21 protein-coding genes are annotated in these 21873 nt (G+C 65.6%); 13 read left to right on the top strand and 8 right to left on the bottom strand.

What is annotated here, in order from left to right:
* Positions 1-65 precede the first annotated feature (65 nt).
* On the bottom strand, positions 66-1178 hold the full coding sequence (locus tag Pla108_RS13945; RefSeq protein ID WP_146445561.1) for a hypothetical protein: 1113 nt from the start codon (positions 1176-1178) through the stop codon (positions 66-68).
* A 317-nt stretch (positions 1179-1495) separates the two neighbouring features.
* On the bottom strand, positions 1496-1966 hold the full coding sequence (locus tag Pla108_RS13940; protein ID WP_231934498.1) for a hypothetical protein: 471 nt from the start codon (positions 1964-1966) through the stop codon (positions 1496-1498).
* Positions 1967-2326: 360 nt separating this feature from the next.
* On the opposite strand from Pla108_RS13940, the gene Pla108_RS13935 reads away from it, so the two are divergent.
* The 3 genes from Pla108_RS13935 (at position 2327) to Pla108_RS13925 (ending at position 5375) form a co-directional block, all read left to right on the top strand.
* The gene (locus Pla108_RS13935; protein WP_146445560.1) at positions 2327-2788 is read left to right on the top strand and encodes a hypothetical protein; all 462 of its coding nucleotides are present in this window, start codon (positions 2327-2329) and stop codon (positions 2786-2788) included.
* 136 nt (positions 2789-2924) lie between these two features.
* A complete protein-coding gene (locus Pla108_RS13930) occupies positions 2925-4592 on the top strand; it encodes a DEAD/DEAH box helicase (protein ID WP_231934496.1) in 1668 nt (555 codons plus the stop codon).
* Positions 4593-4844: 252 nt separating this feature from the next.
* Entirely contained in the window at positions 4845-5375 is a 531-nt protein-coding gene (locus Pla108_RS13925; protein WP_146445558.1) for a hypothetical protein, read from the top strand.
* A gap of 541 nt (positions 5376-5916) precedes the next feature.
* On the opposite strand, the gene Pla108_RS13920 is transcribed toward Pla108_RS13925, so the two are convergent.
* A complete protein-coding gene (locus Pla108_RS13920; protein ID WP_197526549.1) occupies positions 5917-7320 on the bottom strand; it encodes a tetratricopeptide repeat protein in 1404 nt (467 codons plus the stop codon).
* A 550-nt stretch (positions 7321-7870) separates the two neighbouring features.
* Between Pla108_RS13920 and secA the strand changes: the two genes are divergently transcribed.
* The 5 genes from secA to Pla108_RS13895 all read left to right on the top strand — a co-directional run bounded on the left by secA (position 7871) and on the right by Pla108_RS13895 (position 14014).
* Complete coding sequence (gene secA, locus Pla108_RS13915) at positions 7871-11569, top strand: preprotein translocase subunit SecA (protein WP_146445609.1); 3699 nt, start codon at positions 7871-7873, stop codon at positions 11567-11569.
* A gap of 78 nt (positions 11570-11647) precedes the next feature.
* Positions 11648-11830 (top strand): hypothetical protein, encoded by a 183-nt coding sequence (locus Pla108_RS13910; RefSeq protein WP_146445556.1) that lies wholly within the window; start codon positions 11648-11650, stop codon positions 11828-11830.
* 70 nt (positions 11831-11900) lie between these two features.
* Entirely contained in the window at positions 11901-12146 is a 246-nt protein-coding gene (locus Pla108_RS13905) for a hypothetical protein (protein ID WP_146445555.1), read from the top strand.
* A 157-nt stretch (positions 12147-12303) separates the two neighbouring features.
* A complete protein-coding gene (locus Pla108_RS13900; protein ID WP_146445554.1) occupies positions 12304-12651 on the top strand; it encodes a hypothetical protein in 348 nt (115 codons plus the stop codon).
* Positions 12652-12670: 19 nt separating this feature from the next.
* Complete coding sequence (locus Pla108_RS13895; RefSeq protein WP_146445553.1) at positions 12671-14014, top strand: 3-deoxy-D-manno-octulosonic acid transferase; 1344 nt, start codon at positions 12671-12673, stop codon at positions 14012-14014.
* 7 nt (positions 14015-14021) lie between these two features.
* Here the strand turns inward: Pla108_RS13895 and Pla108_RS13890 are convergent, their stop codons facing one another.
* Positions 14022-14843 (bottom strand): hypothetical protein, encoded by an 822-nt coding sequence (locus Pla108_RS13890; protein WP_146445552.1) that lies wholly within the window; start codon positions 14841-14843, stop codon positions 14022-14024.
* Positions 14844-14861: 18 nt separating this feature from the next.
* Entirely contained in the window at positions 14862-15038 is a 177-nt protein-coding gene (locus Pla108_RS21005; protein WP_197526548.1) for a hypothetical protein, read from the bottom strand.
* A 230-nt stretch (positions 15039-15268) separates the two neighbouring features.
* On the opposite strand from Pla108_RS21005, the gene Pla108_RS13885 reads away from it, so the two are divergent.
* The 3 genes from Pla108_RS13885 to Pla108_RS13875 all read left to right on the top strand — a co-directional run bounded on the left by Pla108_RS13885 (position 15269) and on the right by Pla108_RS13875 (position 18255).
* Complete coding sequence (locus Pla108_RS13885; protein WP_146445551.1) at positions 15269-16285, top strand: ABC transporter ATP-binding protein; 1017 nt, start codon at positions 15269-15271, stop codon at positions 16283-16285.
* 128 nt (positions 16286-16413) lie between these two features.
* Complete coding sequence (locus Pla108_RS13880; protein WP_146445550.1) at positions 16414-17256, top strand: ABC transporter permease; 843 nt, start codon at positions 16414-16416, stop codon at positions 17254-17256.
* A gap of 147 nt (positions 17257-17403) precedes the next feature.
* Positions 17404-18255, top strand: coding sequence for an ABC transporter permease (locus Pla108_RS13875; RefSeq protein ID WP_146445549.1), 852 nt, complete (start codon positions 17404-17406; stop codon positions 18253-18255).
* Between the two features lie 70 nt (positions 18256-18325).
* Here the strand turns inward: Pla108_RS13875 and Pla108_RS13870 are convergent, their stop codons facing one another.
* The 3 genes from Pla108_RS13870 to Pla108_RS13860 all read right to left on the bottom strand — a co-directional run bounded on the left by Pla108_RS13870 (position 18326) and on the right by Pla108_RS13860 (position 19891).
* Positions 18326-18547 (bottom strand): hypothetical protein, encoded by a 222-nt coding sequence (locus Pla108_RS13870; RefSeq protein ID WP_197526547.1) that lies wholly within the window; start codon positions 18545-18547, stop codon positions 18326-18328.
* 110 nt (positions 18548-18657) lie between these two features.
* Positions 18658-19593, bottom strand: coding sequence for a 4-hydroxy-3-methylbut-2-enyl diphosphate reductase (ispH, locus tag Pla108_RS13865; RefSeq protein WP_146445547.1), 936 nt, complete (start codon positions 19591-19593; stop codon positions 18658-18660).
* Positions 19594-19699: 106 nt separating this feature from the next.
* The gene (locus tag Pla108_RS13860; RefSeq protein ID WP_146445546.1) at positions 19700-19891 is read right to left on the bottom strand and encodes a hypothetical protein; all 192 of its coding nucleotides are present in this window, start codon (positions 19889-19891) and stop codon (positions 19700-19702) included.
* Positions 19892-20623: 732 nt separating this feature from the next.
* Here Pla108_RS13860 and Pla108_RS13855 point away from each other — a divergent pair.
* Together Pla108_RS13855 and Pla108_RS13850 are read left to right on the top strand one after the other, a co-directional pair.
* Positions 20624-20938 carry a flagellar biosynthesis anti-sigma factor FlgM gene (locus Pla108_RS13855; RefSeq protein ID WP_146445545.1) on the top strand — a complete coding sequence of 105 codons (315 nt, stop codon included), beginning with the start codon at positions 20624-20626 and terminating at the stop codon, positions 20936-20938.
* Between the two features lie 179 nt (positions 20939-21117).
* On the top strand, positions 21118-21654 hold the full coding sequence (locus tag Pla108_RS13850) for a Fur family transcriptional regulator (RefSeq protein ID WP_146445544.1): 537 nt from the start codon (positions 21118-21120) through the stop codon (positions 21652-21654).
* Positions 21655-21873: the final 219 nt, after the last annotated feature.

Here is a 21873-nt window from a genome sequence, read left to right as displayed (position 1 = left end):
GCTATCGTCCGTTGCCCCTTCAGGGCAAACCATCATCTGTGTCTATCCGTGTTTATCTGTGGTTCCTAATAAACCCCAACGGTCGTTCCGCCCGCCAGCCGGCTGAACGGCCGGACGCCGCTGATGCCATCCCACGGGTACATCGTGTGGGGCGGTTCGCGTTCGCCCTCGTCGCGTTCGAGGAAGCCCGGCACGAAGAATTCTTTCGTGAGCGTTGTCAGCTTCGAGCGGCCTGTCTCGCCGTAGCCGACGACCTCGTCGGTCTTGTCGAAGTCGACCACCTCCAAGACGGCGCGCGGCTCGGGGGCGTGGTAGGTGATCTTGTAGCCGTTCTCTTTGGTGACCGGTTCGCTGCAAGCCAGGCCCATCAGCGTGTTGCCGTAGGTCGGCGTCATGTAGACACCCGACTCTTCCGCGGGGCCGCCGAAGAGCTCTTCGACGCAGAACTTGGTCCACTGCGGCGTGAACTCGGTGCCGCCGGAGAAGATGCCGGTGATGCCGCATTCGGCGAGGCTCGTGCCGCGCTCTTCGAGTTCCAGGCAGAGGGCCTCGATCAGCTTCGGCGTGCCGAACAGGCACCGGACGTCGTGCCCGGCGGTGAGGATCGTGATCGCCTGGTCGATGCAGTGCTTCTTGTAGTCGTTGGCGTGGTCGATCTGGCCCTTCTTGAGGCACTTCACGACCCAGCGCGGGTCGAGGTCGATGCAGAAGCAGATGCCGCCGCGGTGCTGCGCGAGGTGCTCGACCGCTAGACGCAACCGGCGCGGCCCGCTTGGCCCCAGCATCAACCAGTTACTGCCAACCGGGAAGTACTTATCGGGGAGGGTCTCGCTAAAGTTCGAGTAGTCGGTCCGAAAGTCGTCGATCGCGATCCGGCTCTTGGGGACGCCGGTCGTGCCGCCCGTCTCAAAAACGTAGACCGGCTTGTCGGCTAAGCCCTGGGGGACCCAACGTCGAACCGGCCCGCCGCGGAGCCATTCGTCCTCGAACTCCGGGAACTTCTTGAGATCGTCGTACGAGTGGACCTCGGTGAGCGGGTCGAACTTTAGTTCCTTCTTTTTTTCGAGCCAGAAGGGACAGCCCGTCGACTCGTGAAAGTGCCACTGGACCGTCTCGACGGCGTGGGCGTCGAGCTTCGCACGGGCCTCGGCGACAGCGGCGGGGTCGGCAGCGGGCATGATCGTCGGTGCGGGGGGAGGCGGACGCAAAGGGGATGCTGGCACCATAGAATCGTGCCGCCCCGCAGACAACCGACCCAGTCCGCCCGTGGTAACCGACCGTTCCCACGCCGGGGCGCGCGGAGGCCTCGCTAAAGAAGCCTCATAAGGACGCGAAAGAGCTGCAAGAAGACAGCGAGCCGGGAGGCGTGAGCCCCCGGAGGGCGCCGGGTACCCGCCTCACTCCGGGGGCTCACGCCTCCCGGCTCGCTGTCTTGTGCAGCTTTGGGCATTGCCAAAAGGTGACGCCGACGAAAGGTGACGCCGACGGGGGGGGCTCAGCCCTCTTGCTCTTCGTCGGCCGGCGCCGCTTGGCAACCGCCCAGCTGCGCGAGCGCCTGGATGACGCCATTCAGGTGCGCCAGCCGCGGTCCGTAGCGATCGACAAACTCCGTCAGCATGAAGTCGCCGTAGGCCATCTCTTCGCCGTTATCCTTGACGTCTTCGGTGAGCCGCTCAAGAAAATCGACCTGGACCTCGCTGAGCACCTCGGCCGCCTCGCGGCAGTTGGTGGCCAGCTGGGGGTTGGCGTCACGCCAGCGCTGCATCTCTTGCTGGCGGTGCCGCTGCTGCGCGGTCAGCGTGCCGACCAACTCTTCCAGCAGCTCGTTGGTCCGGTCCTGGGCGGTGAGCATGTCCCGTAGCAAGCCGGTCTGGTCGTCCTGCGGCTCGACATGCGACGGGCGGTGGGCTCCCGAGGTGACGTCGAGCTGCGAAAACAGCTGCGGGAGAAGGCCTTTCTCGCTCATCGGGACTCGAAGGCTGGTGGTGAAACGCGGCCGAAGGGGGCGGCGACGGGATCGATTGTTGGTTGGCGCGCCAAACGGGCACGCGGCGGCAGCGTTCCAACCAGTCTACTGACGCTGGGTCAGGCGATCCAGCATCCGGCAGCCCGACTTTAGCGCAAGCGGCCGGATTTTCGCTCCGATTATTACCGCCCGCGCTGCTGGCGCCGGCTGCGGCCGGTCGCAACGAAGTTGCGGGTTGCTAAAGCGGCGCGGCCCGGCGTCCCGATCAGAACAAGGCGGGGGCGGCCCTTCGGTCCGTGGGACCATCGGCCCCCCCGGCGGCTTCTCCCTTGAATTGACGCCTCTTCGACGAGACCCCCTGTGACGTCCCCCAGCGACCAACGTCCTGCGACCTTCGGCTATCTCCTCGTTGTCGAGGACTCGCTCCACGGCTTCACCGGCGGGCTGTTGGTGATCTGCGACCGGGGGCGGCCCCTCGAGTTCCACTGCACCGAACCGGTCCAGCCGAGCCGGGCCCAGCAGATCCTGTTCGGCCCGACGCTCCGCGACTTTGTCTGCGGCGAGCAAATCGGCGGCGCCCTGCTGGCGAAGACCAAGCTGCCACTGACAGCGCTGCTGACCCTCGACGAGCCGACCGCCTCCGCGGGCCGCGCCGCGGGGGTGCCGACGATCGTCCTGGCCGACGGCGCCCCGCCGACCGACGCCCTCCAAACGCTGGCGATCGCGATCGACCCGGCCGAGCCGTTCGATCGGGTCCGTGAAGCGATCTGCGAAGCGCAGCGCCTCGTCTCGGGCGGAGGCGAAGACCGTGCCGCCGCTTGACCCCGATCAATCGCCGGCCGCCATGAGTTGTGACGGTGCCGCGAGCTTGCCAGTACAAAGTTGGTCACCTCTCCAAGGTCCCGCTGTTGATCTGCGCGACCCGAGCCCTTGGGCCGAAGCGTGTCAACGCGCCGTATTGGCCACCGAGTCGAGCGACCTCGGCCGGCGGGCGCCCGAGGTGCTGACGATGCCACGCCCCGACCTCGCGGTGCGGACCCACGGCGCGGTGCTCCCGGAGGGGCAAGCGTGGTTGGCCGGGAAACCCGCTTCGAACCGCTCGCCGCGACGCGAGCGGCACGCGGCTGGATCGGCACCTACCAATCGAACGACACGGAGCACACGAGTCCGCCCGCCGGCGGACATGGTGAAGCTCGAAGACCGGCTGATGTGCGTGCTGCAGCCCCCAATCGAGGCGCTGCTGCGGGCCGAGTCGCTGCCGCTGCCGTTCGACCCCTTCCCCTATCAGATGGAAGGCGTCGCGTTTCTCTGCCCGCGTCGGCACGCGGTCGTGGCGGACGAGATGGGGCTCGGCAAAACGATGCAAGCGATCACCGCCATGCGGCTGCTGGTCCATCGGGGCGACGTGCGCCGCGTGCTGCTGGTCTGTCCCAAGCCGCTGGTGACGAACTGGCGCCGCGAATTGCTGCAGTGGGCGCCCGAGCTGTCGGTCAACGTCATCGAAGGCCCCCCGGCGCGGCGCGAGTACGCCTGGCGACACGGGTCGTCGGCGGTGACGCTCGTTGGCTACGAGACCTTGGTGCGTGACGCGGCCCTCGCCGGCGAACGGCCCTACGACTTGGTCGTGCTCGACGAGTCGCAGCGGATCAAAAACCCCGGCAGCGCCACCAGCGCCGCGGTCCGCGGTCTGACGCGCGAGCGCAGTTGGGCCCTCACCGGCACGCCGATCGAGAACTCGATCGACGACCTCGTGGGCATCTTCGAGTTCGTCTCGCCAGGACTGTTGCGGCCCGGGCTCACGCCGCGTGTCGTCGGCGACACGGTGCGCGACAGCGTCATCCGGCGGACGAAGGACCTCGTCCTCGAGGACCTGCCGCCGAAGATGGTCCACGACGAACCGATCGACCTGTCGCCCGAGCAGTGGGAGACCTACCAACGCGCTGAGGACGAGGGGGTCATCCACCTCCGCGAACTCGACGGCGCCGAAGGGCGTGAGCTCACGATCCATCACGTCTTCGAGCTGGTGCTACGGCTCAAGCAGGTCTGCAACTTCGACCCGGTCACCGGCGCGAGCGCGAAGCTCGACCGCTTGGAGGCCGACCTCGAAGAGTGCGTCGCGTCGGGGCGTAAGGCGATCGTCTTCAGCCAGTGGGTCGACACGATCGACCAGATCGCCGCGCGGCTCGGCAAGTCCGGCCCAGTTCGCTACGAGACCGAACAGTATCACGGCCGCATACCGCAGCGGCGGCGTGACGCGGTGCTGGACCGGTTCAAGAACGACCCGAACTGCCCCGTGCTGCTGATGAGCTACGGCGCGGGGAGTGTGGGACTCAACCTGCAGTTCGCCGGCTATGTCTTCTTGTTCGACCGCTGGTGGAACCCGGCCGTCGAGGACCAGGCGATCAACCGCGCCCATCGCATCGGCGCCGCGGGGCCGGTCACGGTGACGAGGATGCTCGCCACGGGGACGATCGAGGAACGGATCGACCAAGTGCTGCGGCAGAAGCGCGAGCTCTTCGACGAGGTGTTCCGCGACGGCGTCGGCGCCGGCTCGGCGGGCCTGTCGCGCGACGAACTGCTCGGGCTCTTCCCGCTACGCGGACCCTCGGGACGGGCGGCGGCGTGAGCGGTTGAATGCGTTGGAGAATCGAGCGTCTAAGTTGGCGGACAACCTTTCCGCTTGCGCAAAATCTCCCGACAGCGTAAGAAGGTCCGCCGGCTCTGATTAGTGAATCTGCTGACGCGCAACCCCGTCTATTTCAGATCCGCGGCGCCCGCTTGCCATGGAGAGCGCGGCAACACTTGCAGAGCCCTCCCCTCCCGCACCCACCGCCGCCGATCGCCCGGCGCGGCCCCGCCACTAGCGGAAGCATTGGTTATGAACGCTACCCAACTCCTTGTGCTGCGCACTGCGCTAACGGTCGCCGCCGTTCCGGCCACCGGTTTCGGCGCCGGCTTTCTGTCCGATCCGGTGGTGACCCACACCAACGGCATGCGGCTCGCCTCGACGACGGCCGACCGGAGCCACAACGCCTACTGGACCTGCGACCCCTCGCACCTGGGGTACTGCAACGGGCAGACTTACAGCCCTTGCCGCAATGACCTCCGCGACCTGGGGACCCGCCCGCACGGCCGGTTCCTTCCGCCGTGCACGACACGAGGACCCATCGATGGCCAAGCCATGCGGATCCCCGATGGCATCGAGGGGGGGTTCTCCGAATCGCTCGGAACGGTCGCCGTCGACCCCTCGTTGAGCCGTCCGGCGCTCGCTCCGCTGGGGCCTCCGTCGGGACTTGGCCCGCTCGAGGCGCCGCCAGCGCCAGCGGCCGGCGCCAATGGCGGGCTCTGGATGGAGGCTCTGCAGACGATCCAACGCAAGATGATGATTGACCCCGACAAGGGGTACTAAGCGTCGGGTACTAAGCGTCTGGCAAGGGGCATCTGGCAAGGGGCGTCTGGCAAGGGCGACTAAATCGCCCCGCTTCGCTAACCGTCACCCTGTCGCCCGATCCGGCCGATTCTGGCGATTTCCCTGCACGACTCCGTCCCGTCGCGCCGATTGTCGGAGACGGGAGGGCGAAACACGGCTCGTGTTTTGCTTCAGGACAAAGGTCGTGGCAGGTCGACGGATCGGCCTGTCACGACCTTTTTTGCTGCGCTCATTCTTTTCGTAGGGTCCGCTGTGCGGACCGCAGTTCTCGGCCAACTCCAAAAATGGCCGTCGCCAAGTCATTCGCGCAGAGACGCGGAGACGCGGAGACGCGGAGACGCGGAGACGCGGAGACGCGGAGACACAGAGACGCGATTAAAGGCTCACCGAAAGGCGTGAAAGCGCAAAGGTTACCTAAGGTCTCACGCTCTAGGCGGCTTTGCGCCTTTGCGTGAGTCCTTTCTTAAACCCTCTGCGTCTCCGCGCCTCTGTGCGAGAATCACGGTCCGCACAGCGGTTCCTACAGCGTGCTGAGGATCTGCTCGGCTTCCTTACGCTCGACGAAGATCCCCTGGTCGCTCTTGAGGGCCGACTCGAGCAGACGCTTGGCGTTCGTCTTGTCGTCGCGTTCGAGCAGCACCTTCGCTAGCAGGAAGCTGCCGTCGGGGCTCAGCGCGCCGCCTTGCAGCCCTTGCCGCAACGCGGTCGTGGCGTTGCGGGCGTCGCCGTTCTGGTAGAGGACCCAGGCGAGCGTGACGTTGATGTCGGGGTTGTTCTGGTTCAGCTGCTGGTTGAGCTGGGCGAACTGTAGCGCCCGCGCCTTGGCGCCCTCATCGCCCGACTCGAGGAGCGTCAGCGCGAGCTGATTGAGGATGTCACGATTGGACGGTGAGAGCGACAACGCCTTCATCAGGTACTGCTCGGCCGCTTTCGAATCTCCCGCCATGCGAGCGGCGACGCCCGAGAGCAACCAGACGCTGTCGGCGTCGGGGGCGACGTCACGGGCCTTCTTGAGGACCGACTCGGCCTTGTCGAGCTGGTTCGCCTTGACGAGCGCTTGGGCGTAGGCGATGAGCGTGGTCTGGTCGGTGCCGCTCTCGCGGAACGCCTTCTCAAAGGCCTCCATGGCGCGGGCGGTCTTGCCGTTGCGGCTGTACATCAGCGCCGCCGAGACGTACGGGCTGGGCAGTTCTTTGTTGAGCTGCTTGGCCTTGGTGAAGGCCTCGAAGCCTTGGCGGTCCTTCTCGTCGGTCTGGTACTGGAACAGCACCTGGCCGAGGCGTTGCTGGGCGCTCGCCTCGTCGGGGTCCTGCTCGATCCACTTGCGGAGGTCGCTCTCGGCCTGCTCCCAGTCCTTGCGGCGTTCGCCGATGATCGCGCGGCCGCGGTAGGCGCGGATCTCGAACTGCCGCTTCCGCTTCGCGTTGGCGCTGTAGTCGTTGATCAGCTGGACCGCCTTGTCGAACAGGGCGTCGGCCTCGATGGTCCGCTGACCGGCGAGGGCCTCCTCGGCGAGCAGCAGGTAGGGCTCCGGGTCGCCCGCCGAATCCTCCTGGACCGCTTGCTCCAGGGCGGGCCGCACGGCGGCGGCGTTGCCCGAGAGGAGCTGCAGCTTGGCGAGCATGACCCCCACCGGCGGCAGCTTGGGGTTCTTTTGCACGGCCCGCTCGAGGAACGTCCGGGCGCTGAGCTGGTCGCGATTGCGGAAGCGTTGGATCGCCTCGGCGACGTCGCTGTAGCGGGCGTCGCTTGGATTGCTGACGCTGTCGCCAATCAGGGCCTCGACGCCGATCGCCGCGACCTGGGTATTGGCGTCATCGGACGACTGGGCGATGGCGGGGGCGACCCCTGCCGCCAGCAGGAGCAGGGCGGCCAGAACGCTCGCAATGCGGGCGGAAAGTAGCGAGCGGATGACGGCAGTCATGGATCTTCTCGGGTTAAGCATCCCGGGATGGGACTTGAACGAACGTGTGAAAAGATAAGGCAACGCCAGGACTTAGGGCAGGCGCCGACCCCTTGAGTCGCCGCCAACGGCGGATTGGTTCCCCCCGTTTGGCGTGCTGTCAGCTTACCGCAACGCGCCGCGACCAACAGCGTGCTGGAACAAGTGTTGCAGACGAAATCCCCAGCGAGGCCGCGATTGGCGTCCGACTCGGCCGGTTAGGCCAACTCGGGCGACCGAAAGCTTCCCGTCGGTGGTCAGCGTTGACCGCCCCGTGAAACAGCGATAAAGTTTTGTTCTGCAAGTAGTTACGACACAAGAGCGGGTCCCGTCGGACCCGCCGCTGCCCGCGACGCGTCTCGTTACCAAAGCCGACCCGGCTCGCCCCGCTGCCGATCTTGCCCCGCGATAATGGCGGACGGCGGTGTGCGGGGGGTCCGCCAGTATGGCAGACGAGCTCGAGGGGCCCTGCCGCCCCCGCGACCCCGCGGGCCGACCCATCCACCGCACCCGCTACCCCCGCTGGCTCGCCATGGAGCTGCTCGAACGTCTCTGGGAAATCCTCGGTTCGATCGTCAACGCGATCCTCGGCCGGGTTGAACGCACCGTCACGAGCCTCTTCGGCTCGGCGAACGCGCGCAACCTCCGGAAGATGGACCCGAAGGTCGAGGCGATCAACGCCCTCGCCACCAAGTACGCCGCGATGAGCGACGACGAGCTGCGCGAGCAGACCGTCCGCTTCCGCCAGCGTCTGGAGCAAGGCGAGACGCTCGACGACCTGCTGGTCGAGGCCTTCGCGGTCTGCCGTGAGGCGGGCCAGCGTTTCCTCGGCATGAAGCACTACGACGTGCAGCTGATCGGCGGCATGATCCTCCACTCGGGCGCCATCGCCGAGATGGTCACGGGCGAGGGCAAGACGCTGACCGCGACGCTGCCGGCCTACCTGAACGCCTTGGGCGGGCATGTCCACGTGGTGACGGTGAACGACTACCTGGCCCGCCGCGACATGGAGTGGATGGGGCCGCTGTTCACAAACCTCGGCCTTCGGGTCGGCGCTATCTACTCGGGCATGGAGCCCGACGAGCGTCAAGACGCCTACGCCTGCGATATCACCTACGGCACGAACAACGAGTTCGGCTTCGACTACCTGCGCGACAACATGCGGGTCGCGGCCCTCCAAGACGATCGTTTCCCCAAGCACCTGCAGCAGGCCCAGGGGCCGCTGAACTATGCGATCGTCGACGAGGTCGACAACATCCTGATCGACGAGGCGCGGACGCCGCTCATCATCTCGGGACCCGCCCAGGACGACATCACCAAGTACCAGAAGGCGGACCGCGTCGCCCGCGCGCTGAAGCCCGGCCTGCACTTCGAGGTCAAGGAGAAGGAGCACTCGGCCAACCTCACCGAGGACGGCGTCCGCGAGGCGGAGAAGCTGGCCGGCGTCGAGAGCTTCTACACGGCCGGCAACATGCAGTGGCCGCACCTGATCGATAACTCGTTGAAGGCGCACCACCTCTACAAGCGGGACGTGAACTACGTCGTCGCCGATGGCCGCGTCGTCATCGTCGACGAGCACACCGGCCGCCTCATGGAGGGCCGCCAGTGGTCCGACGGCCTGCACCAAGCGGTCGAGGCCAAAGAAGGCGTCGAGATCAAGCAGGAGAACCAAACCCTCGCGACGATCACGCTGCAGAACTTCTTCAAGCAGTACGACAAGCTCGCCGGCATGACCGGCACCGCCCTCACCGAGGCGGGCGAGTTCTGGCAGATCTACAAGCTCGACGTGGTGGGCATCCCCACCAACCGCCCGATGCAACGCATCGAGATGCCCGACGTCATCTACGGCACCGAGAAAGAGAAGTTCGAGTCGCTCGCCGACGAGATCGAGCGCGTCAACAAGCACACGACCGTCGAGCTGGCTGGCGGCGATTGGTTCATCGGATCGATCGTCAAAGAGACCGACAGCGAGATTGAAATCCAGCTGGTCGGCAAGAAAGAGACCAAGACTTTCGACAAGGCGAAGGTCAAGCACATCCAGTACCCGGGCCGCCCGATCTTGGTCGGCACGGTGTCTATTGAGAAATCGGAGCGGCTGTCGCGTCTGCTCGAGCAGCGCGGCGTCAAGCACGAACTGCTCAACGCCAAGCAGCACAAGCGCGAGGCGGAAATCGTCGCCCAGGCGGGCCGGCTCGGCGTGGTGACAATCGCCACGAACATGGCCGGCCGCGGCACCGACATTGTCCTCGGCGGCAACCCCGAGACGATGGCGTGGGCGCGCCTGCAAGAGAAGTACGCCTCGCGGCTCGACGTCCCCAACGAAGAGTGGGACACGCTGGTCGATCAGATCGACAAAGAGTTCGGCATGAAGGAGCAGGGCAAGGAGGTCAAGCGACTGGGCGGCCTGTACATCGTCGGCACCGAGCGTCACGAGGCGCGGCGCATCGACTTGCAGCTCCGCGGCCGTTCGGGCCGCCAGGGCGACCCCGGCTCCAGCCGCTTCTTCCTGTCGCTTGAGGACGACCTGCTGCGGATCTTCTTCGGCGATTGGGTCCGCAAGATGATGCAGTCGCTCGGCCTGAAGGACGGCGAGCCGATCGAGTCGTCCATGGTGCAGCGTCGCATCGAGGGCGCCCAGAAGAAACGCGAAGAGATGAACTTCGAGGCGCGGAAGAACCTGCTCGAGTACGACGAGGTGATGAACTCGCAGCGCGAGCGCGTCTACGGCTACCGCCAGCAGATCCTCGACGGCGCCAACTGCCGCGACCTGCTTCTGAAAATGATCGGCGAGCAGATCGACGAGCGGCTCGACGTGCTGCTCGACCCGAAGTACGGCGTCGAGTCGTTCGCCGCCGGCGCCGGCAAGGCGTTCGGCGTCGAGTTCGATCCGCGGGACTTCCGCAACCTGCCGTTCGAGGAGGCCGACCGCCTCGCCCACGATGAGGCGGAGCGTTACGCCGAGGCGCAGATCTTCGACGCGATCGAAGAGAACCTGCCCTCCGACGACGAAACCGAATGGAACTGGGACGCCCTCACCAAGTGGTCCAACGCCCGGTTCGGTCTCAACCTGCGGGACCGTGACCTCAAGAAGATCGGCCGCGACCACCTCTCGACCGAGTTGATCGAGCGCGCCAACGAGGCGCTCGCCCGGGTGGAACTCACCGACGGCGCCCGGCTGCTCGAGCCCGGCTTTGGCGTGGCGAGCGCTTGCGGCTGGATGCGTGACAAGTTTGGCGTCGAGATGAACCCCGAAGAGCTCGGCGCCGCCGAGCCCAACGAGGTCAAGCAGATCGCGCACCAGCGCGCCCGAGCGGCCTACGACGCCCGCGAGGCGGAGTACCCCGTGCTGGCGGCCATGTACCGCTTCGGGGCTCGGCAGCAGGCGCTCGACCGCGACGGGCTGGTCGATTGGGCGTCGCGCCGCTTCGGCGTCACGATTTCGCTCGAGGACCTCAAGAGCAAGCAGCGTGAAGAGATCCGCCAGCAGCTGATCGAGTACAGCCGCGAAGCGAACGTCCACGCCAAACAGGTCGCCGAAGAGGCCCACAACCGGGTCGCCAAGCTCTTCGCCTCGGCCGAGAGCGACGCAACCCTCGGCTCGGTCACCGGCAGCAACGGAAAGCTCGACGACCTCGCCGCTTGGCTCCGCGGCGAGACGGGCGAGTCGGTCGACGCCGACGAGTTGGCGAAGCTCGGCCGCGACGAGGCCCTCCGCCGCGTCAACCGCGTCGTCGAGGACCGCTACCGGCCCGAGATGCGGCGGATGGAGCGGCAACTGCTGCTGCAGATCCTCGACCAGGGTTGGAAAGAGCACCTCCTGGCGATGGACCACCTGCGCTCGAGTGTCGGCCTCCGGAGCTACGCCCAGGTCGACCCGAAGGTCGAGTACAAGCGCGAAGGAATGCGGATGTTCGAGCAGATGTGGGACTCGGTCGGGGCGTACGTCACCGACCTGGTGTTCCGCATGGAGCAGCTCAACGAGGATTTCGTCAGCAACACCTGGGCCGACGCGACGGCGAAGCACGAGAGCGCGTCGAGCCTCAGCGACGCGGCGAGCCAGCAGTCAGAGTCCGCCGACCCCGACGACCCGACCCAGTCGCAGTCGGATGCCAAGCCCGAGCCAATCCGCACCCGCGACCAAAAAGTCGGCCGCAACGACCCGTGCCCCTGCGGCAGCGGCAAGAAGTACAAGCAGTGCTGCTTGCGAACGGGGTCGGGTTCAGCGGCTTAACAAGAGGAACCGCAGATGCACGCGGATAAACGCAGATACCGAGAAGCTTGGTCTTCATGGCTTTTACGGCATGGCTTAATGCAATGGCTGTTCGGTCTTACTGGTGCTGCGTTAGTCGCACTGGCGATTTGGTCTGCTTATCAGGAACTCGAAGAGACGCACGAACGCAACGAAGAGCTTCGGAAGATTATTGATCAAGCAGTTGCTGCTGAGCAGCAACTGCCGAATGTCTCACCGCTGCATCAACCTGCTCAAAATTAATAGTCAACCGCGGTGGCTAAACAACATCCACGTCTATCAGCGGTTCCCTTCCTGAACTCAAAAGAAAACCATGCCCAAGCGTTTCCGACTCGCAACGCTTGTTGTCCTCGGCCCGCTGCTGGCGTTGGTCGTCGCCCTCGGGTCTTGGGTGCTGACGCTGCGGTCTCAGGTGTCGGACCTCGAGCAACGCGTCACGGTGCTCGAACAGGCTCCGCCGGCCGGCGCGCTTGCTAGCGATTATTCGGCGGTTGGCGTCCATTACGACATCGACCACGCCATGCAGATGGCGCCGATGACCCGGCAGCGGAAATATTAGCCCCCCTCCGTTTGAGCTTGTGGGAGGCTTCGCCGACGTCTTTTGCGGTTCACCCCTCGCGAATCGCCCTTCTCTCGGTGGCGGCAATTCTGCTACGAATCGCTCGTTGCGCTGCGCAGTGGTCGCGCGGGCGCGTGTTCGCCAACGGAGTGGCGTTATGTCCCTTGCTAGCTACCGCCTGCTCTCTGGCGCCGTTTGGTCGACGCCGGCCTTGATTCTCGCCATCGGCTGCTCGGGTGGGGCGACGACCGACCCAACGCCGCAGGCCGCCAGTCCTCCGGTGACCAGTTCTGCGGCGACCAGTCCCGCTGCGGCGAGTCCAACCCCGATGGCTGTTGCGACGCCCACGGCGCCGCCGACCGCCGCCGTCACCGCGACGTACGACCGCTACGCGAACCCCGCGCCACGGGCGGCGGGCCCCAAGCCGGTCGTCGAGTTCAACGACGAATCGTTCCGCGCCGCGGCGGCTGACAAGTCGGTCGTCGGCGACCGCTATTCCCGCTGACAGCGAGGCGAACTTCGGCATGTCGCGACTCGCACGCTGGTCGTTCAACACCGCTTACCTGCTGGCGATTGCGCTCGCCTCGCCCCTGATCGCCTGGTCGGCGTGGCGGAAGGGGAAGTACCGCGAGGGCTACGACGCCAAGCTGCTGGGTCGCGTCCCCAAGCGGGACGGCGACCGGCGTTGCGTCTGGCTCCACGCGGTGAGCGTCGGCGAGGTGAATCTGCTGGGCGTGCTGATCGCCGAGCTACGCCACCGGCATCCCGACTGGGACCTCTGCGTCTCGACGACGACCAAGACCGGCTACGACCTGGCGCAGAAGAAGTACGGCCCCGACCACACCGTGTTCTACTGCCCGCTCGATTTCTCATGGGCGGTGGCCGAAGCGGTCCGCCGGGTGCGGCCCGACCTTCTGTTGCTGGCGGAACTCGAGTTGTGGCCCAACCTGATCGACGCCGCCAAACGCCACGGCGCCCGCGTCGGGATCGTCAACGGCCGCCTTAGCGAGAACAGTTTTCGAGGGTACTCACGCATCCGCTCGTTGGTGCACCGGACGTTGCGGCAGATCGACCTCGTTGCGGTGCAAGACATCGCGACCCGCGAGCGCTTCGTCGCGTTGGGCGCCAGCCGGCGGAGCACCGACGTTCCCGGCTCGCTGAAGTACGACGGCGCCGAGACGCGACGCGGCAACCCCCGCACCACCGAGCTGCGAGAGCTCGCGGGGTTCGACGCAGCGGACACCGTCTGGCTCGCCGGCAGCACCCAGGCGCCCGAGGAGGCGATCTGCCTGCGGGTATTCAAGGAAGTCGCCGAGACCAACCCCCATCTCCGGCTGGTCCTGGTGCCGCGGCACCCGGAGCGTTTCGCCGAAGTGTCCCGTCTGCTCGACCAGAGCGGCCTCGACTGGCAGCGACGCACGCAGCTGACTCCCACTCCCCCCGTCACCTCGTCCCCTGGCCCCTCTCCCTCGGTTCTCCTCGTCGACTCCGTCGGCGAGCTCGGCGCTTGGTGGGGAACGGCGCAGATCGGCTTCGTCGGCGGCAGCTTCGGCGACCGCGGCGGCCAGAACATGATCGAGCCCGCCGCCTACGGCGTCGCGACCTGCTTCGGCCCGAACACCCGCAACTTCCGCGACATCGTCACGGCGTTGCTGCGGGCCGATGGCGCCCGTGTCGTCGCCGACGAAGCGGCGCTCGAGGCGTTCGTCAGCGCGTGTCTCGCCATGCCGGTCGAAGCCCAGACGCTCGGCGATCGGGCCCGGCGATTCGTGGCGACCCAACTCGGGGCGACCCGTCGGACCGCCGACGCGATCGACAAGCTGATGGGCGTCCCCGCGTCGATCGAACGACAACGACGAGCGGCTTAGAGCCTGCTTATTCCGGCTTCGCTTCCACCACGTGCTCGTGGTTCCGCAGGTGGTCCGGGCAGTAGCAGCACTGCCCCGCGCACTGCGAGCAGTAGCGGAACGCGGTCCGCGGGGCCATCGCGCTGGTGAGGCCACACGTGCGGCACTCGTGCACAATCGGCTTTGTGCCGGACGCGACCTTGAGCCGAAAGTCTTGCTTGCGTTTGGCGTCCTTGACCCGGGCGAAGATATCGACCCCGAAGAAGAGCAGGAAATCCGCGACCGTGGCGAGAACGAGCCAGAACACGGGCCATCCGCCAGCGGCGATGTCGAGCGCAAAGTAGACCCACGTCAACGCGGCGAGCCACTTCACTTTCACCGGGAGGACAAAGTAGATGTAGAACACGAAGTCGGGGTATATCCTCGCAAACGCGAGGAAGAGGGACGAGTAGAGGTAGGCGTTGGTGGCCTCGAAACCAGCCGGTAGAAAGAAGGACACGCCGACGGTCGCGGCATAGCCAATAAACAGATAGAGCGTCAGACGAAACGCCCCCCAGGTTCGCTCAAGCGCCAAGCCGATGAACCACATCGCGTACCAGTAGAGCAACATCCACACGAACCAAGTCCGCGGGGGCTCGAACAGGAACGTGACGAGGCGCCAGACCTCGCCCTGCAGGATCAGGTCGGGGCGGAGACGGACGATCGCATCGATGTTGATCCCGGGCAGTCCCTGGACTCGCTGCAAGTAGGCGAGCGTGTAGACGATCACCTGGCCGATCACGATCGCGGTGACCAGATGCGGGACCGCCAGATGGCGGAACCGGCGTTCCAGCTTAGTCAGCAAGTCCATGAATCGCCCCGAAACGCGTTACTTCGCGTCCTTGGACGCCCCACCGACAGCCTTGCTAACGACCAGGAACAGCACCGCCACGCCGAGCCACATCGCCGGGTAGGCGAGCATCACGGGCCCGTTCATCGCCCAGTAGCCGCCGGCGCACCAGAGCACGAACAGGACTGGCAGCGAGATCTTGATATCGGGAAGCATCGCGGGGGCGTCTCCGTGGGTTGATGCCTACAGGTTACCGCTCCGACGCGCCCGGGCAAAGGTGGAGTTGAACGACCCAGGGAGCCGGGAGACGTCAGTCCCCGGAGGGCGCCGGGTACCCGCTTCCCTCCGGGGACTGACGTCTCACGGCTCTCTGGATAGCGTCTCCCGACTCTTCGGGTTAGCCCGCTCGCTGTCCGCCCGCGCGGGACCCCTCTACAATCCAGCCTATGGCCATCATTCAGATCCGCGGGCTGCGGAAGTCGTACCGCGTCTACCAGAAGCAGGAGGGGCTCCTCGCTTCGTTCCGCGGGCTGTTTCACCGCGAGTACCGCGAGGTCGAGGCCGTCCGCGGCATCGACCTCGACGTCGAGCAGGGCGAGTTCGTCGCCTTCCTCGGTCCCAACGGCGCCGGCAAGACCACGACGCTCAAACTGCTGTCGGGCGTCATCAGCCCCACGGCCGGTGAGGCGACCGTCATGGGATTCACGCCCTGGCAGCGGGCCAACGAATACCGCCGCCGGTTCGCCCTCGTGATGGGGCAGAAGAACCAGCTCTGGTGGGACCTGCCCGCGGCCGAGTCGTTCCGACTCCACCAGCAGATCTACCGCCTGCCGCCCGACGAGTACGACCGCACCACCGCCGAGCTGACCGACCTGCTCAGCGTCGGCAAGCTGCTCAACCAGCCGGTGCGCGAGCTCTCGCTCGGCGAGCGGATGAAGATGGAGCTGATCGCCGCCCTGCTCCACCGCCCCGAGGTGCTGTTCCTCGACGAACCGACGATCGGCCTCGACGTTGTCGCCCAGCACAAGATCCAGCAGTTTCTTAAGCACTACCAAGAGACGCGCGGCACGACGGTGCTGCTCACCAGCCACTACATGAAGGACATCGCCGCGCTCTGCCGCCGGGTGGTGATCATCGCCAACGGGCGGCTCATGTACGACGGCTCGCTAGCGGGAATCGTCGATCGCTTCAGCGGCCACAAGGTGCTCACGCTACAGTTCGCCGACGACGCGATGCCGACCGACCTGGCGCGGTTCGGCGAGCCGCTCGACGTGCAGCCCCCCAAGGCGCGCATCAAGGTCGAGCGCGAGCGGATCGCCGACGTCCTCTCGAGCGTGCTGAGCGGCTACCAAGTCGCCGATGTCAGCGTCGAAGACCCACCGCTCGAGGAGGTCATCGCCGAGATGTTCGCCACGGCCGAAGACGTGAGCGATTCGCAAGAGCTGGCGGCCGTATCCACTTAGGCAACCAACGGTGGGAGGCGTCGCCGGCGCCAATCACCCGGTGCTAGGTTGAACGGCCAAGATGTTGAACGGCCAAGATGCCGTCATCGGGGTCAGGAGACCCCTCCCACAATAAGTCCCACACGTTGATGTCTTCGACCACCACGAACCCGACCGGCTTCTCATCCGCGTGGATCATCTTCCGCACGTGTGTCGAAGAGCGTCTCGTCTACCGGGGGGACTTCGCGCTGGGGACCCTGATGCGGTTCCTGCCGATCATCACGCAGATCTTCCTCTGGACGGCCGTCTACACCGCGGCGGGCGGATCGATCAACGGCTACACCCGCAACGACGTTATCGCCTACTACCTGCTAACCATGCTCGGCCGCGCGTTCAGCAGCATGCCGGGGCTCGCGTCGGGCATCGCCGGGCAGATCCGCTCGGGCGAGATCAAGAAGTTCCTCATCCAGCCGATCGACCTGCTGCACTACCTGCTGCTGGCGCGGGTCGCCCACAAGCTGGTTTACTACGCGGTGGCGGCGGGGCCGTTTGCGCTGGTGTTCTGGTTGTGTGGCGACTACTTCCCCCCCTGGCCCGACGGGCCGACCTGGGTCGCCTTCTTGCTGTCGCTGTTGATGGGCTTCGTGCTGGGATTCTTCCTCGAGGCGACCCTCGGCATGATCGGCTTCTGGTTCCTCGAAGTGAGCTCGCTGCTGTTCTTCTACATGCTGGCCAACTTCTTCTTCTCGGGCCACATGTTCCCGCTTGAGTTCCTCACCAACTCGGTGCCGCCGTGGTTCGCGTCGCTGCTCTGGTTCCAGCCGCTGCAGTTCCTCGCTTACTTCCCGTCGGCGGTCTATCTCGGCAAAATCACCGGCCCCGAGCTGTGGCAAGGCTTGGCGCTGCAAGCGGCGTGGGTCGTCTTTTTCTACACCACGGCCCGCGTGGCGATGCACCGCGGCTACAACCGCTACAGCGGCTTTGGCGGATGAAAGCCCGCTCAATCCAGAGACTATCTGAGACAGGATTTACCGGATCAACCAGATGAAGCATGACAGTTGATCCCCGTCGATCCAGTAAATCCTGTCATAGAAACACTTGGCGCTCTTGGCGTCTTTGCGGTTCCCAACAGAAGCACCATGAAAGACTCGGTCTGGCTCTACCCGAAGCTCCTCTGGACGTTCGCGCGGAACTCGCTGATCCGCGACATGACGTTCCGTTCGAACTTCTTGATCGAGGCTTTCAGCAGCCTCGTCTGGATGGTGATGAACCTCGGGTTCTACCTGCTGGTGTTCCTCAAGATCGAAGAGTCGCAAGCCGCGGGGGCGACCGCCGACATCGCCGGGTGGGAGAAACCCGAGTTCCTCGTCTTCATCGCGACGACGATGATCGTCAACAGCGTGATGCAGGCGTTCTTCATGCCCAACGCGCAGGAGCTGAGCGAGTTGGTCCGCACCGGCGGCCTCGACTTCGCGCTGCTCAAGCCAATCGATACGCAGTTCTTGGTCTCGCTCCGCAAGAGCAGCTGGTCGAGCCTCAGCAACTTCTTCGTGGCGCTGCTACTGATCGCTTACGCCGTGCCGCACCTCCCGGCGCCGCCGTCGCTCGCTTCCTGGCTGCTCTACCCGCTCTACCTGCTGTGCGGGGTGCTGATCATGTACAGCATCATGATCTCGCTGGCGGCCACCAGCATCTGGCTCGGCCGCAACCAGACGCTGTACGACTTCTGGTTCTACATCACCAACTTCAGCCGCTACCCGATGGAGATCTACCAGGGCAACGTGCTCGGCGACGGCCTGCGGCTCGGGTTCACCTACGTGCTGCCGATCTTGGTGGTGATCAACGTCCCGGCACGGGTGCTGGCGAAGCCGTTCACACCCGAGTACGCGGGCCTGGCGATCTTCGCGCTGGTCGCAACCGCGCTGGCGCTGGTGGGCAGCCGCTGGGTATTCCAGAAGGCGCTGGCGAGTTATCGCTCGGCGAGCTCGTGAGGAGGTCTCACGCAGCGACGCGGAGCAAACGGTAGCGCGACACCAGTCGGAGAGTGAATCAGAATTAATCTCACCTCTCGAATCGAGCGTCCACTGAGCCTGAAATTGCTTGACGCATCGCCTGTTCCCACTCGCCAGCAATCGCGGGATCAGCCGTTCCGCCTTCGGCACGCAGCAACATAGAACCGAGCAGCGTACCCAACTCATTACTCCGGGTAACGCGATAGATGCCTTCGAGAAAGGCAAAAGTAGAAAGGTAAGCTTGCTCGGGGGTTAGTTTGATCTCCTCCACCATATGCTCCTTCAGGCCGTTGTGTGATTCACTCCCCCGACTGACGTCTGGGGGCTCGCTGTTTCTTTTGGATTGCGATTTCTCGGCGTCTCCGCGTCTCTGCGGGAGACTTACGAAGAAGCCAGTTGGCGCAGCTCCCTTGGCAGCGGGAACGAGACGTTTTCCTCACGCACCAAGCGCGGCTCGATCTTCGCGTCGTAGTGTTCCTTGAGGTAGTCGAGCACCGCTTCGACGACCGTCTCGGGGGCGCTCGCGCCGGCCGTCACGAGGACCGTCTCGACGCCTTCGAACCACTCGGGCTTCAGGTCCTGGGGCCCGTCGATCAGGTAGGCCGCCACGCCGTGTTCTTTCGACAACTCGGCGAGGCGTTGGCTGTTGCTGCTGTTTTGGCTCCCTAGCACCAGCGTCAGGTCGGCGTCGGCCGAGAGTTTGGCGACCGCTTCCTGGCGGTTCTGCGTGGCGTAGCAGATGTCGCTTTTGGTGGGACCGGCGATCAGCGGGAAGCGTTCCCGGAGCCGGGCGATGATGCGGCTCGTGTCGTCGACGCTGAGCGTCGTCTGCGTTAGATACGCCATGTGCTCGGGGTGGGCGATTTCGAGGGCGTCGACGTCCTCCGGCGACTCGACCAGCAGGATCGCTTCGGGCGCCTCGCCCATGGTGCCGATCACCTCGTCGTGCCCCTCGTGGCCGATCAGCACGATGGTGCGGCCCTCTTTGGCGTACTTGATCGCCTCTAGATGGACCTTGGTCACCAGCGGGCAGGTGGCGTCGATCGCCCGCAGGTCGCGTTCTTTCGCCTTTTGGCGGACCTCCGGCGAGACCCCATGGGCGCTGAACAGCAGGGTCGAGCCGGTCGGCGCCTCCTCAAGCTCTTCGAGAAACACGACGCCGCGTTCTTGGAAGTGCTCGACGACGTGCCGGTTGTGGACGATCTCGTGGTAGACGTAGATCGGGGCGCCGAACGCCTTGAGCGCGAGCTCCAGCGAGTCGATCGCCATGTTGACGCCGGCGCAGAAACCGCGGGGGCTGGCGAGGAGAACTTGCATAGCAAAACGAGCGGACGGTAGGTGGGGAGGACGAAAGGCTCTCGGTAGAAAGCCTACCCTCCTCCCCACCTACCGTCCTACGGGCCGGCGGGATCACCGGGGCCGTTCATCGCGGTTTGGGCCGGCGGCCCTTCGGGCCTTTCGGGAACCGCTCGCGATGGCCTTTTACGAACTCGCGGAGCGAGTCGAGCGTGTCGCTATGCAGCGTCTCGAACGCCTCGGCGGGGAGGCGGATCGGGTGAAATTGGCCGAACGTGTCGACCGCGAAGACCTCGGAATTGGGGGCCTGGGTATTCATGGGAGCCTCTTCCCGTGAGCCCGGGGACGCGTGGCCGCTCGATCGTCGACCGCCCGCCCTGGTGCTTGCATTACGGAGGACACCGTAGGGGGGTTCTCCGGTTCGGGGCAGTTAGACGGATTGCCCGCCGTCCGCCGCCCCGCTAGCTGGCCAAGCGAATTCCGTTGCGATTTGTGACGGCTGAAAGAGAGACCCCTCCCTTAGCCCCTCCCCCCGTGGGGGAGGGGGACTTGGCGCCGCGAGCCGTGCCCCGCTTGTTGCCCTCCGGCAACGCGGCCCGCTTATCCGCTGTTGCCGCCAGGCATCACGCCGCCGTATCATCCTGCCCGCCCGGCAAAGTGGGCGTTTGTGTGCTGATCGGCTACCGGGCCAATTCGTTGCAGCCCAGCCGGCGGCGGGCCCGATGCAACGAACAGACTCATCGCGGAGTCGCTGCTATCACCAGCCCTTGGGCTGGCGCCGCAGCGGCTGCCACAAGGAGGCGGAGTCGCCGAACCCTGGCTGGGTTAGTCCGTAGGATACGGGCCCCTCATCCCAGCAAGTGCTGTTTCGGCGAACAGGTCAGACGGAACTGGCCGGGAGAGTCCCGCGGCGTTGTTAGCCCCCCAGGGGGCGTGCGCGTCGAAATCCAGTCCGATCCAACCCCGTCATCAGCAGAAGCCTCCCGCTAGCCCCCCGGCCCCGTTGGCCGATTCACGCTAGCCCAAGCCGCGTGCGAGGAGTTCCCCCCCGATGCAGATCCACGGCACGAACAACGTTCACGGCGCCCAGGCCCTCAACGGCCCCCATTTCCGCCGCCCCGCGGCCCCAGCGGAAGGCGCGACCCCGGCCCAGCCTGCCGACCAACTCGACATCTCCCCCGAGGCGTCCGAGGCGGCCCGCGTCTCGGAACTAGCCGACGCCCGCGCCGCCGAGCACGTAAAGGACGCCAACGGCGTCCGCACGGGCCTCGTCGATCGCCTCCGCAGCCAGATCGCCGCCGGCACCTACGAGTCGGCCGACAAGCTCGACGCCGCTCTGAACAGCCTCCTCGACGAGATCGGCTGAGAGTCGTCGAACATTATTGAACCACAAAGGAACGAAGGAACTTGCGGACGGTAGCGTCCCAGTCCTTCGTTCCTTTGTTGCTACGTGGTTCCCCTGCTAGAACCCGACCAATGACTTAGTTGTGAGTCGGGGGCGAACGGCCTAGAATCGTTATCCGCACCGCCTCTAGCCGCTCCGCCATGATCCAGGACACCTCGCAACTGACCGACGCGGCCGCCGATTTCTCGCTCGGCGAGGTCCGCGTCTCGCTCTCGCCGCAGGAGCGGTTCGAAGAGTACCTGCAAAGCAAGGGAAAACGGACCACCTCGCAGCGGCGCGTGCTGGTCGATCACGTCTTCGCCCGGCACGAGCACTTCGACGCCGACGAGCTGATTGACCAGCTCAACAAGAAGACCCGCGGCGACGACCGCGTCAGCCGGGCCACCGTCTATCGGGCGCTCGACGAGCTGGTCGAGGCGGGCCTGCTGCGGAAGATGTCGCTCGGCAGCCGCAGCGTCTACGAGCACGACTACGGGTACCCGCAGCACGACCACCTGCACTGCACGCAGTGCGACGACCTGATCGAGTTCCGCAGCGACGAGCTCCTGAAGCTCCGCGAAGCGGTCGCCCGCGAGCACGGCTTCCGCGTGACCGGCCACCGCCTGACGATCAGCGGCATCTGCCGTGCGTGCGCCGAGAAGCGCCACCGGCGGCCCTCGCCGCTTGATTTGATCTGAGTCGGGTCACTTCGATCTCGGACAGCGACGTGGAGTCGCTGTGGGCTCTCGCGCATCGACGAAATGGCTATTCGGCCAATCCGTTGATCGTCTTGTTTATGTAACCGATCTGGTCTTGCTGCGGGCCTCGGAATCGCTATCCAATTGCCCGCCCAAGCCGGCATCGAGGCCGGATGGGGTGTCCAACTGAACTCGACGCAAAAGCCTCTTTGCACGGAT

The sequence above is a fragment of the Botrimarina colliarenosi genome (genome assembly GCF_007859955.1).
Classification (GTDB): Bacteria; Planctomycetota; Planctomycetia; order Pirellulales; family Lacipirellulaceae; genus Botrimarina; species Botrimarina colliarenosi.
Note: the sequence above shows the minus strand (reverse complement) of the source record. Positions and strands in the feature narration are given on the sequence as shown.